8 protein-coding genes and 1 riboswitch are annotated in these 12,331 nt (G+C 70.9%); of the genes, 1 reads left to right on the forward strand and 7 read right to left on the reverse strand.

Annotated features, from left to right (window positions below):
- Positions 1–29 precede the first annotated feature (29 nt).
- Together Ani05nite_RS06860 and Ani05nite_RS06865 are read right to left on the reverse strand one after the other, a co-directional pair.
- Positions 30–1,541: a glycoside hydrolase family 16 protein gene (locus Ani05nite_RS06860; protein WP_203766092.1), complete on the reverse strand. Its 1,512-nt coding sequence runs from the start codon at positions 1,539–1,541 to the stop codon at positions 30–32.
- Positions 1,542–1,783: 242 nt separating this feature from the next.
- On the reverse strand, positions 1,784–2,110 hold the full coding sequence (locus Ani05nite_RS06865; RefSeq protein ID WP_203766093.1) for a TfoX/Sxy family protein: 327 nt from the start codon (positions 2,108–2,110) through the stop codon (positions 1,784–1,786).
- 684 nt (positions 2,111–2,794) lie between these two features.
- Positions 2,795–2,874: riboswitch (cyclic di-GMP riboswitch) on the forward strand.
- 14 nt (positions 2,875–2,888) lie between these two features.
- Here Ani05nite_RS06865 and Ani05nite_RS06870 point away from each other — a divergent pair.
- Positions 2,889–5,831 (forward strand): Calx-beta domain-containing protein, encoded by a 2,943-nt coding sequence (locus tag Ani05nite_RS06870; protein WP_203766094.1) that lies wholly within the window; start codon positions 2,889–2,891, stop codon positions 5,829–5,831.
- Positions 5,832–5,889: 58 nt separating this feature from the next.
- On the opposite strand, the gene Ani05nite_RS06875 is transcribed toward Ani05nite_RS06870, so the two are convergent.
- From Ani05nite_RS06875 to Ani05nite_RS06895, 5 genes are all read right to left on the reverse strand, one after another.
- The gene (locus Ani05nite_RS06875) at positions 5,890–6,933 is read right to left on the reverse strand and encodes a hypothetical protein (RefSeq protein ID WP_203766095.1); all 1,044 of its coding nucleotides are present in this window, start codon (positions 6,931–6,933) and stop codon (positions 5,890–5,892) included.
- Between the two features lie 125 nt (positions 6,934–7,058).
- Complete coding sequence (locus tag Ani05nite_RS06880) at positions 7,059–9,020, reverse strand: ABC transporter ATP-binding protein (protein WP_203766097.1); 1,962 nt, start codon at positions 9,018–9,020, stop codon at positions 7,059–7,061.
- A gap of 126 nt (positions 9,021–9,146) precedes the next feature.
- Positions 9,147–10,883: an ABC transporter ATP-binding protein gene (locus Ani05nite_RS06885; RefSeq protein WP_203766098.1), complete on the reverse strand. Its 1,737-nt coding sequence runs from the start codon at positions 10,881–10,883 to the stop codon at positions 9,147–9,149.
- Positions 10,877–11,485: a TetR/AcrR family transcriptional regulator gene (locus Ani05nite_RS06890; RefSeq protein ID WP_203766099.1), complete on the reverse strand. Its 609-nt coding sequence runs from the start codon at positions 11,483–11,485 to the stop codon at positions 10,877–10,879. Before Ani05nite_RS06890 ends, Ani05nite_RS06885 begins: the two co-directional genes overlap by 7 nt.
- Before the next feature lie 91 nt (positions 11,486–11,576).
- Positions 11,577–12,272 carry an AAA family ATPase gene (locus tag Ani05nite_RS06895; RefSeq protein ID WP_203766100.1) on the reverse strand — a complete coding sequence of 232 codons (696 nt, stop codon included), beginning with the start codon at positions 12,270–12,272 and terminating at the stop codon, positions 11,577–11,579.
- Between the last annotated feature and the right edge of the window lie 59 nt (positions 12,273–12,331).

Raw genomic sequence — 12,331 nt, forward strand, 5'->3', positions numbered from 1 at the left:
GGCCCTGTCCGGTCAGCTGCGGGCGGGGCTCAGTGCTGGTAGACCTTCACGTAGTCGACCACGAAGTCCGCCGGGAACCGCGTGCTGGCGTCCGGGTTGCCCAGCCAGCCGCCGACCTGGAAGTTCAGCCGCAGGTTGTACGGCTTGTTGAACGCCTTGTCGAACCAGGGCGTCGTGGTGCTGTCCCGGGTCCACACCAGCTTGCCGTCGATGTACCACTTCAGCGACTTGGCGTCCCACTCGGTGGTGTACGTGTGGAAGCCGTCGGCCGGGTGGCCGCCGCCGGGGATGGCGATCCGGGTGTCCTGCTTGACCGGCGTGTAGTCCCAGAAGATGGCCGCGGTGGACTTGTCGTGCCACCCCGGGCCGCCGGGCAGCTCGGTCACGTCGATCTCGCCGTTGCCGCCGTCGTCCGGACGCAGCCAGAACGCCGGCCACAGGCCCTTGGAGCTCTCCGGCTTGTTGGGCGACTTGGCCCGGATCTCGAAGCGGCCGTACTTGAACGACGCCTTGCCCATCGTGTCCAGGTAGGACTGGGTGTACTGGCGGCTCTGCGAGCTGCAGGTGGAGCTCTGCTTCAGCGCCCGCAGGGTGAGGTTGCCGCCGCTGACGAAGGTGTTCTTCGGGTCGTCGACGTTGCAGCCGATGTCGATCGACCGGCCCTCGCCGTCGCGCAGGTTCCACTTGGACCGGTCGATCGAGCCCGAGGTGAAGTCGTCGCTGAAGACCAGGCGCCAGCCCGCGGGCGCGGGCGCGGCGGTGGTGGGCGTCGCCGGCGGCTTGGTGGCCGGCGCGGTGGTGGCCGGCTTGGTCGGGCTCGGCGCGGTGGTGGCCGGCGCGGCCGTGGTCGGCTTGGTGGCCGGCGGCGGCGGCAGGGCGGTGCTCGGTGTGCTCTTGGTCGGGGCGGGCTTGGCCTGCGTCTCGTACGACAGCACGAGCTCGGGGTGCAGGTTGTCCTTCGAGTTCTCCCGCGACGCCCAGTAGACCCGGGTGTTGTAGGTCTCCTGGGAGAGCGCGAACGTGTAGGTGCCGTTGCCCTGCACCGAGCCGGAGACGTCGAACTCGTTGTAGCCCTTCGTCACCTTGTCCAGCGCCTGCACGCTGCCGACCGCGGCCAGCTGGGCCGGGCTGCCGGCCGCGGCCAGGTCGCCGGGGACCGTACGGGCCAGGATGCGGGCGGCGAAGTCGTGCCAGGCGTACACCCGCAGCTTCGCCTTCACCCGCGTGGCGTTGGCCGGAAGCTTGTCGACCGCGAACTGCAGCGTCGCGTCGCGCCGCCCCCGGGGGTTGCCGTCGCACAGCGCCGGGCAGCTGGCCAGGGTGGTCTTGACGTTCGTGTCGCCGTCCTGCGGCACCTGGGTGACGGTGGTGTCGGCCACCGGCCGCAGCGTCAGGCCGTTGTCGTCGTCGGCGAAGACGGGCACGAGTGTCGCCGCCGTCACGGCCAGCGCCGCGGTGCCGATGATGGTGAGCGATCGGGTGCTGCGAATCCCCCGCCGCGGTGCCGGTGCATGGGCCGGCACGTGCGCCCTGCGCAACATCAACTGTCTACTTTCCTCGGAGAATTCCCTTGTGGTGGTTCGCCGGCCGAGCGTAACGGGAATCCTCGGAAGATCACATCCCGGCAAAACAGCGCCTAATGCCGGCTTAAGACTCCGCTAATCCGCGGGCCGCCATTGTCCCGGTGTCCAAATCGGTCGTGTCCGCACATGTCCCCACGCTCCCACCTGCGCGGACGTCGCCGGCGAAGGATTGGCATGAATGCCGGTCAACCTGCGGATACCTACCGCGGCGGCAGCGTTTCCAGGAAATCGCGGGCGCGGCCGAGCCATTCGGTGAGCACATCGTCGTCGAGCTCGGCGCCGTCCACCCGGACCCAGCCACGCATCCGCCGCCCGCCCATCTCCATCAGCCGGGCGCCCGGTCGGGTCAACGCGTCGTCGGCGCCGTCCGGGCCGACCCGGACCATCAGATCGTCGCCGGTGACCCCGACGGCGAGGCGGCCGTCCAGGAGGAAGGCCAGCGAGCCGAACATGCGCTTGTCGCTGATCCCGGGCAGGCCGGCGAGGCGGTCGCGGACCCGGCCGGCCAGGATCTCGTCATAGGCCATGGGCTCGACGGTACCGGTGGCGGGCCCGCCCGGGCCCGGCGCTTCCTGCCGTCCCCGTCCGGCAGCGCCTCGGCCCCGCCACCGGTCTGCCGCCGCACACGGTCGACCCGGCCTCGGGCCGCCCGGCGCCGGGGCCCGGGGCACGTCGCAGGGCATCATCCAGCGCTTGAACCGGCGTTCGCCCGCTCCCGGTACCTGTGGTTCCGCGCTCTGTTCGTGGTGCGGCCCGCCGTGCGGGAGTATCCGGCGGGCACGGACGGGCCGGCCGGCGTGGACTGGGGCCCGCTGCCGCTCGGTGACGCCTTCCTGGCCGGGTCGAAGACCGCGCGGCCGTGGGTCGGCGCCGAGCCCGCGCCCGCTGTCGCCGGCGCTGGGCCGGACGTGGCGGTTGCCACTGCTCGCGGTGCTGGCGCTCGCCGTGCTCCTGGGTCGGATGTCGGTCGCCCGTCGCCCCCGCTGAATGCCTTTGCCCTGGTAGGAGGCCTGCATCGCCATGATCAAGTGATGCCGAAAAAGGCACAAGAACGTGTGCACGGGGCCATCCGGCCTAAAAGTCCAATTCCCCTACGAGCCCGCAATTCGCTGGTTACAGTACGGACGGCGCAGTTCCGAAGTGCGAGCTATGTCCACGTACGGAGCCGCGCCACCCGGCTCAGCCGGCGCACCATCAGCCGTCGCGTGCGGCACCGAGAAAGGCAAACCCGTCGAGAGGCGGGGACGCAAAGCCAGGGACCTCCCGAGCGGGAGGCGGCCCAGCCGCCGAAGGAGACAGAAACACATGCGCTATTCACCAGCCCATGCGGCCAAGAGCGGCTCGGTTCCGTTCATGCTGCGTGGCCCCAAGTCGCTGCGGACGGCTATGACCGCCGCGGTCGCGGGAGTCGTCGGCCTCGTGCCGACCGTCCTGATCGCGTCGCCCGCCCAGGCCGCTGTGACCGACGGTGTCTACTCGATCGCCGCGGCGTCGGCGAACGAGGGCAGCCCCGTCACCTTCACCATCACCCGGCAGCCGCCCGGCGTCGGCGACACCCTGCCGGCCGAAACGGTCAACTGGGCGACCAGCGACGACAGTGCCACCGCCGGAGTGGACTACACCGCGGTCACGGCCGGCTCCGTCGCCGGAACGGTCAGCTTCCCGGCGTACTCGAACACGTCGGTCCCGCAGACCCGCACCATCACGGTCACCACCCTGCAGGACACGGTCGACGAGCTGGACGCCGAGACCTTCAACGTCACGCTCACCTCGTCGCAGGGCTCGCCGAACACCACCTTCACCCAGAACGGCGACGTCGCGGCGGGCACCATCGTCGACGACGACAACCCGACCTACACGCTGGTGTCGTCACCCACCACCGTCAACGAGTCGACGACCGCCAACCTGCGGCACGCGACGATCACGGCGACGCTGAGCAAGACCTCGCCGTACGACGTGACCATCCCGCTCTCCACCAAGGACGGCACGGCCAAGGCGGGGCAGGACTACACCGCCGTCGACGACGCGATCGTCATCGAGGCCGGCGACACCCAGAACTCGATCCCGGTCGAGGTCGACAACGACAGCATCGACGAGCCGGCGATCCAGAGCTTCACCGTCGAGGCGGGCGCGGGCACGAACGTCGCGGGCACCCAGACCGTCACGGTCAACATCGCCGACGACGACGCGGCCCCGGTGATCTCGATCGCCAGCGGCGGCACCGTCGCCGAGGGCGGCACGCTCACCTTCAACGCCACGCTGGACCGGCAGTCGGAGAACGTCATCACCGCGCGGTGGGACACCGCCGACGGGGCGGTCACAGTCGACCCGACCCACGGCACCGCCAAGGCCGGTGACGACTACACCGCCACCACCAGCGGCACGGTGACCTTCCCGGCGCTCTCCCAGCAGCCCACCACCCCGATCACGGTGAAGACCGCGTTCGACGACGTGGACGAGCTGACCGAGGACCTGTCGGTCAAGCTGTCGCAGCCCAGCAACGCGACGGTGGACTCGCCGTCGGCCGCGACGGGCAGCATCATCGACAGCGGCACCACCCCCGGCCCGCAGGTCACGCTGACCCCGACCGAGGTCGTCGAGGGTGGCACCAGCGCGACCCGCAGCCGTACCTTCACGGTCAAGCTCTCCAAGCCCTCGGGTCGTGAGCAGAAGGTCTCCTACAGCGTCATCGCGGGCACCGCGGACGCGGGCGCGGGCATCGGTGTCGCCACCGCGTACGACGACTACGTCCCGACGCAGGGCCCGGTCAACCTCACCTTCGCGCCCGGCGAGACGGAGAAGACCTTCACCGTCGACATCGTCGGCGACAACATCGACGAGGCCAACGGCGAGAACATCGCCATCATCCTCGGCGACGTCAACGGCGGCCTGGCCGGCGGCCTGAGCCTCACCACCAACCAGGTGACGATCAAGGACGACGACGACAAGCCGGTCATCAGCCTGGCCCGCACCGCCATCACCATGCCGGAGACCGACGGCCCGGCCGCCGCGCTGTTCGAGGTGAAGCTGTCCAACGCCAGCGCCGAGGACATCGACTTCACGGCGGCGCCGGCGACCCAGGCCGGCACGGCCGACCCGACGGGCAACTACCCCGGTGGGGACGACTACGACGTGCTGGCGGGCAGCGGCACCTTCACCGCCGGACAGACCTCGGCCTACGTGCTGTTCATCGTCAACGGCGACGAGGTCTACGAGGCCGACGAGACCGTGCGCTACACCGTCGCGCGGGACAACGGCGAGGACGACGCCACCGGCGGCCCGCTGACGGCCACCCTGACGATCACCAACGACGACGACGCCCCGGAGCTGGAGATCGTCTCCGACGACGTCACCGAGGGCCAGACCGTCGCCCTGACCGGTGTGGTCACCGGGGTCGCGCAGGAGCAGACCCTGCTCAACGTCACCCTGGCCGGCAAGTCGATGGGTGGCAAGCAGGCCGCGTCGGCGAGCGACTTCAGCCCGGCCGGCTTCCAGGTCACGGTGCCCTGGGGCACGGCTTCCGGCACCGTCGTGCCGGTCGGCAACGTGGTGATCACCGATGACACCGCGGGCGAGCCGGCCGAGACGATCGTCGTCTCGGGCAGCGGCTTCGGCAACACCGGCTCGGTCAAGGACGGCGTGCTGACCATCCTGGCCAGCGACGGCGGCAGCACCACGCCGCCGCCCGGACCCGAGGTCGAGGCGCCCACGCTGAAGTCGTCCTCCGCGGTGCGCCTCGGCCGGGGCAGCGTCACCCTCAGCGGCATGGCGGCGGCCGGTCAGACCGTCGACCTGTGGGGCAAGAACGTGAACGCGGCCGAGTACATGAAGCTGGGCTCGACGACCGTCGCGTCCAACGGCATGTTCTCCTTCCTCCGCGGCCTCAACACCTTCGGCATGGACTTCAAGGCCGCCATCGGCGACATGGAGTCCGACCCGGTCCGGGTGCTGGTGCGGGAGGACCCCGACATCACGGTCGCGTCCAACGCCAAGGGCTCGGTGACGATCACCGTCACCGGCGACCCGAAGGTGGCCGGCCTCACGGCCAAGGTGCTGCAGGCCAAGACCGGCGGTGGCTGGATGACGGCCGCCAGCGGCAAGCTCTCCTCGGCGGGCACGTACACCAGGACCATCACCGGTCTCACGTCCGGCAAGTCCTACACCTTCAAGGCGCAGGTCCTCGGCAACACCGAGCGGGGCATCGCCACGAACTACTCGTCCTACAGCAAGAACGTCCGGGTCAAGTAACTCCCGACGGGATCTGAGGCAGGGGCGGCCCACCGGGCCGCCCCTGTTCCGTTTCCCGCTACAGCGTCGTCACCGTCACGTCGGTGAAGCGGAACCGCGTGTTGTCCCCGCGGATCCCGACCGGGGCCGCCGCCCGGATCGGCGCGCAGCCCACCCCGGCGTCCACCGCGCTGACGAGCGCCTCGCCGTCGACGGACAGCACGACGGTCACCGAGCCACCCGGGTTGTTGCGCACCGTCGCCGACACCTCGCGCCACTTGTTCCGCACGATCGGCCGCCCCGGGAGCTCGGCCCCCAGGGTGTAGTACGTGCCGCCGTTCACCGGGCCGCCCGGGCACTTCTTCTTGATCAGCACCTTGCCGTCGCGGCGGGCCACGCTGGCCGCGTACAGCTCGTACTGCGACCTGTGGCGCAACCAGATGTGCACACCGTCGTAGCTGCTCTCCGGGGTGTACGACGTCGCCTTCTGGTACGCGATGTCCAGGCGGAACGCCACCCGGACGTCGGTGAAGTCCGCGCGTACCGTGTGCATCCGGAACACCGGCGAGCCGGTGTCGCCGCTGCCGCGCACGGCGAACAGCGAGCCGGTGGTCACGTGCCAGACCGCCGAGCGGACCGCCTTGGCGCTCCTCGGGTTGTGGTAGGCGAACCCGTCGGTCACCAGCCCGGACCCGCGGCCGAGCCCCGGGCGGTAGACCTCCTGCGGACGCCGCGGCGCCGGGGCAGCCGTCACCGCCACGTCGCGGATCGCCGCGGCCGGGGTGAAGGCCAGGCCCAGGCGCTCGACGCCGGCCGGCACGACCGGTGTGGTCGTCGCCAGGGGCGCCCACGACGCCGACCCGCCGTAGGGCGAGCCGGTGAACCACTGGCGCCAGCCCGCCGCGGCGCTGTACGTGTAGGCGACCGCCCGGACCGTCGCGGTCGCCCGGTAGGCGGAGCTGATCGTGTAGGCCCGGCCGGCGGTGACGGCGAAGCCGCAGCCGCCGGCCGGCTGCCAACACACGGCCGGGGAAGCCGCCGCCGGGCTCGCGGGGGCGGCGACGCTCCCCAGCAGGCCCGGCACCGTCATCGCCAGCGCGGCGGACCTGAGACTGTTCCGCACCGTGACGACCTCCGGCTCAGCGTCACGCCGCGCGGGGCCGGGCGGCGTCGCCGGAACCTTCGGGCGCCCCCGCCCGTGGTTGAGGGATGCCGGCACCGCGACCGGGCCCACAACCCGACCGCAACTCAGTCCACCTCCACCGCCGCCTGGGCGAACTGGGCCGAGTACAGCCGCGCGTACGCCCCGTCGGCCGCGATCAGGGCGTCGTGCGTGCCGTGCTCGACGATCGCCCCGTTCTCCATCACCAGGATCACGTCCGCGTCCCGGATGGTCGACAGGCGGTGCGCGATCACGAACGACGTCCGGCCGGTGCGCAGGGTGTTCATCGCGCGCTGGATCAGCACCTCGGTGCGGGTGTCGACCGAGCTGGTCGCCTCGTCCAGAATGAGGATGCTCGGCTCGGCCAGGAACGCCCGGGCGATCGTGATCAGCTGCTTCTCGCCCGCCGACACGTTCGAGCCCTCCTCGTCGAGCACCGTCTCCATGCCGTCCGGCAGCGACCGGACGAACCGGTCGACGTGCGCGGCCTCGGCGGCCTCGGCCACCGACTCCGGCGTGGGATGGTCGGCCCCGTACGCGATGTTGTCCGCGATGGTGCCGCCGAACAGCCAGGTGTCCTGCAGCACCATGCCCATGTGCTCGCGCAGCTCCTCCCGCGGCATCGACGCGATGTCGACCCCGTCGAGGGTGATCCGGCCGCCGGTCACGTCGTAGAAGCGCATCAGCAGGTTGACCAGCGTGGTCTTGCCCGCGCCGGTGGGGCCGACGATGGCCACCGTCTGGCCCGGCTCGACGGTCAGCGACAGGTCGTCGATCAGCGGCTTGTCCGGCAGGTAGCGGAACGACACGTGCTCGAAGGCGATCCGGCCCCGGACCCGGTCGCCGAGCACCGGGCCGGGCGGCTCGGGGGACTGCTCCGGCGCGTCCAGCAGGGCGAAGACCCGCTCGGCCGAGGCCACCCCGGACTGCACCAGGTTCGCCATGCTGGCCACCTGGGTCAGCGGCTGGCTGAACTGCCGCGAGTACTGGATGAAGGCCTGCACGTCGCCCAGCGACAGCGAGCCCGAGGCCACCCGCAGCCCGCCGACGACCGCCACCAGCACGTAGTTCACGTTGCTGATGAACATCATGGCCGGCTGGATCAGGCCCGAGATGAACTGCGCGCGGAAGCTGGAGGCGTACAGCTTGTCGTTGTGCTCCCGGAACGTCTCGGCCGCCTCCCGCTCCCGGCCGAAGACCTTGACCAGCGAGTGGCCGGTGAACATCTCCTCGATGTGGCCGTTGAGCCGGCCGGTCGTCGCCCACTGGGCGACGAACTGCGGCTGCGAACGCTTGCCGATCCGGGTCGTGACGAACACCGACACCGGCACGGTGATCAGCGCGATCAGCGCCAGCAGGGGGGAGATCCAGAACATCACCGCCAGCACCCCGATGATGGTCAGCAGGCTGGTGACGAGCTGGCTGAAGGTCTGCTGCAGGGTCTGCGCGATGTTGTCGGTGTCGTTGGTGGCCCGGCTCAGCACCTCACCGCGCGGCTGCTGGTCGAAGTAGGACAGCGGCAGCCGGGCCAGCTTCTCCTCCACCTGCTCGCGCAGCCGGGAGACGGTGGCCTGCACCACCGTCGCGGTCAGCCGGCCCTGGAACACCCCGAAGACCCAGGCCGCCACGTAGATCAGCAGCACCCAGAGCAGCACGTGACCGAGCCGGGTGAAGTCCACGCCCTGGCCGGGGACGATGTCCATGGAGGCCAGCATGTCGGCCCGGTTGGTCGCGCCCTCGGCGCGCAGCCGTTCGACGATCACCTCCTTGCTGACCCCGGCCGGCAGGTCCTTGCCGACGATGCCGTCGAAGATGATGTCGGTGGCGTGGCCGAGCAGCCGCGGCGCGGTCACCGACAGGGTCACGCTGGCGATGCCGAGCAGCAGCACCAGGGCGACCAGGACCCGGTGCGGATACAGCATCCGCAGCAGCCGCTTGCTGGAACCCTTGAAATCCTGGAGCTTCTCGACGGGCATCTGGCCGGCCATCATGCGGGCCGCGGGCCCGCCCATGGGCGGCCCACCCGGCCGGCGAGTGGGCGCGGTCATGCTGTGCCTCCCGAACGGCCGAGAAGAACCCGAATGCGATCATGACGCTCGCTTCGCTCGGTCATGCTGTGCCTCCCGAACGACCAAGATGGACCCGAATGCGATCATGACGCTCGCTTCGCTCGGTCATGCCGCAGCCTCCTGCTCCGTCAGCTGAGAAAGAACGATCTCGCGGTACGTGGGATTGCCGTCCATCAGTTCGCTGTGGGTTCCCGTCCCGACCACCAGGCCGTCGTCGAGCACCACGATCCGGTCGGCGTCGCGGATGGTGCTGACCCGCTGCGCCACGATCACCACGGTGGCGTCGGCGATGTGCGCGGTCAGGGCCGCCCGCAGCGCCGCGTCCGTGGCGTAGTCCAGCGCCGAGAACGAGTCGTCGAACAGGTAGATCTCCGGCCGGTGCACCAGCACCCGGGCGATCGCCAGCCGCTGCCGCTGCCCGCCCGAGACGTTCGTGCCGCCCTGGGCGATCGGCGCGTCCAGCCCGCCCTCCATCCGCTCCACGAACTCGCGGGCCTGGGCCACCTCGAGCGCGGTCCACAGCTGCTCGTCGGTGGCGTCCGGGTTGCCGTAGCGCAGGTTCGAGGCGACCGTGCCGCTGAACAGGTACGGCTTCTGCGGTACCAGCCCGACCGTGCGGGACAGCAGCCCCGGCTCCAGCTCGCGGACGTCGACGCCGTCGACCAGCACGGTGCCGCCGGTCGCGTCGAACAGGCGAGGGATCAGGTTGAGCAGCGTGGTCTTGCCGCTGCCCGTACTGCCGATGACCGCCGTGATCTCCCGGGGCCGGGCCGTCAGGTCGATCCCGCTCAGCACCGGGGCCTCGGCGCCGGGGTAGTGGAAGTCGACCCCGCGCAGCTCCAGGAACCCGTGCCGGCGCAGCTCGGTGACCGGACGCGGCGCGATGACCACGCTCGTCGGCAGGCCGAGCACCTCCTCGATGCGCTCGGCGCAGACCTCGGCACGCGGGATCATCACGAACATGAAGGTGGCCATCATGATCGCCATCAGGATCTGCATGAGGTAGCTGAGGAACGCGGTCAGCGCGCCGATCTGCATCGAGCCGTCGTCGATGCGGTGCCCGCCGAACCACAGCACCGCCACGCTGGAGGCGTTGACCAGCAGCATCACGGTGGGGAACATCAGCGCCATCAGCCGGCCGACCCGCAGCGAGACGTCGGTCAGCTCGGCGTTGGCGACGCCGAAGCGGTCCCGCTCCCGGTCGTCGCGGACGAACGCGCGGATCACCCGGATGCCGGTGATCTGCTCGCGCATCACCCGGTTGACCTTGTCGATGCGTACCTGCATGGTGCGGAACAGCGGCCGCATGCGGGAGATGAGCAGCGCCACCACGCCGATCAGCACGGGCACGACGACCAGCAGCAGCGAGGACAGCGGCACGTCCTGGCGCAGCGCCAGCAGGATGCCGCCGACGCACATGATCGGCGCCGACACCATCAACAAGAACGTCATCAGGACCAGCATCTGGACCTGCTGCACGTCGTTGGTGGTCCGGGTGATCAGCGACGGCGCGCCGAACTGGCCCACCTCGCGGGCCGAGAAGTCCAGCACCTGCGAGAAGATCGCGGCCCGGATGTCGCGGCCGACGGCCATGGCGGTGCGGGCGCCGAAGTAGACGGCGGCGACCTGGGCGGTGATCTGCACCAGGGTGATGCCGAGCATCTCCAGGCCGACCCGCATGACGTATCCGGTGTCGCCGGGCACCACGCCGTTGTCGATGATGTCCGCGTTCAGGGTGGGCAGGTACAGCGTGGCGAGCGTGGCGACGAACTGGAAGAGCACGACCAGGAAGATCGCTCTTCCGTACGGCCGCAGCCGCGCGCGCAGAAGTTGGACTAGCAAAACTCGGACACCCCCGTGGTCTGGTCTGGATGGGTGGAAGCGGGGCCGGAGCCGGCGAGCAGCCCGTCGAGCAGGAGGGACACCAGGTCGTCGCCGCCGTAGGTGCGGTCGCCGAACGGGCCGTAGGTGTTGGCTCCGCAGAACAGCAGGACCAGCCGGGCCACCGTGGCCGGCGGGCGCCGCAACAGCTCGGCGTCCGGCTCGATCAGCTTGGTGAGCACGGCCAGCAGCCGCTCCCGGGCCTGGTTCATCCGCACGGCAGCCTCGGGGTCGGCGGAGTGGTGGGCCAGCCGGGCGGCGTTCATCAGCCGGACGTTGCCGGTGAACCGGCCGGTGATCAGCGTGGCCGCGGCGCTGAGCCGCGCGCGCAGGTCCAGCCCCGGATCGATGGCCGCGATGGCGTCCAGCGTGGGGGCGGGGTCGAAGGCCTGCGTGATGGCCGCGACGAGCAGCGACCGCTTGTCGGGGAAGACGCCGAAGATGGTGCCCTCGGCCACCCCGGCGGCCTGCGCGATCTGCTTGGTGCTGACGTCCAGCCCGTGCTCGTGCAGCAGCGGGATGGTGGCGGCGATGAGGGCGGCGCGCCGATCCTCGGGGGCCATGGCAGGCACCCGTCGGCGGCGCGGACTCCCCGCGGTGGAACTCACCCGGTGGAGCCTAATGAGCGAGCACTCACTCAGCCACTGATATTTGTCATGCCTCGCGGGCCGGCTCCGCGTCGCCGCCACCCAGCAGGGCCCGGGTGACGTTCTGCGCCTCGTCCAGCATCTCGTCCACCGCCTGGCGCAGGTCGGCGTCGCCCGGCTCCCGGCCCGCCTCGGCGGCGATGAGCACGGCCCGGCGCACCAGCTCCTTGGCGAACGAGGCGGTGGTGCCCTCGGTGCGGTCGGCGACCTCGTCGAGGATCCCCGCGCTGAACGGCAGCCGGTGGGCGTACCGGGCGATCAGCAGCCGGCGCGCCGGCCGGCCGGGCAGCGGCACCTCTACCGCGAGGTCCACCCGCCCGGGCCGCTGGGCCAGCGCCGGCTCCAGCACGTCCACCCGGTTGGTGGTGAGCAGGAACGCCACGTCGGCGTCGTCGCTCAGCCCGTCGAGGGCCTCCAGCACGGCGAACAGCAAGGGCTGTTCGCCCGCGAAGTGGTCGCGGCTCTCCGCCACCAGGTCGCAGTCCTCCAGCACCACGAGCGCCGGTTGCAGGGCGCGGGCCATCTGGGCGGCCTCCGAGACGTACTGGATGGACGGTCCGGCCAGCAGGATGACCGTCAGCTCGGGCAGCGCGCCGAGCAGGTAGCGGACGGTGTGGGTCTTGCCGGTGCCCGGCGGCCCGTAGAGCAGCAGGCCCCGACGAATCGCGTCGTCTGCTCGGCCATGGGTTCGGACGCTAGCCAACTGACGCATGCCGTGGTGCGGCTTCCGGCGCGGCCGACTGACTATTCCCTCGGCGTATA

Source organism: Actinoplanes nipponensis (assembly GCF_016862275.1).
Classification (GTDB): domain Bacteria; phylum Actinomycetota; class Actinomycetes; order Mycobacteriales; family Micromonosporaceae; genus Actinoplanes; species Actinoplanes nipponensis.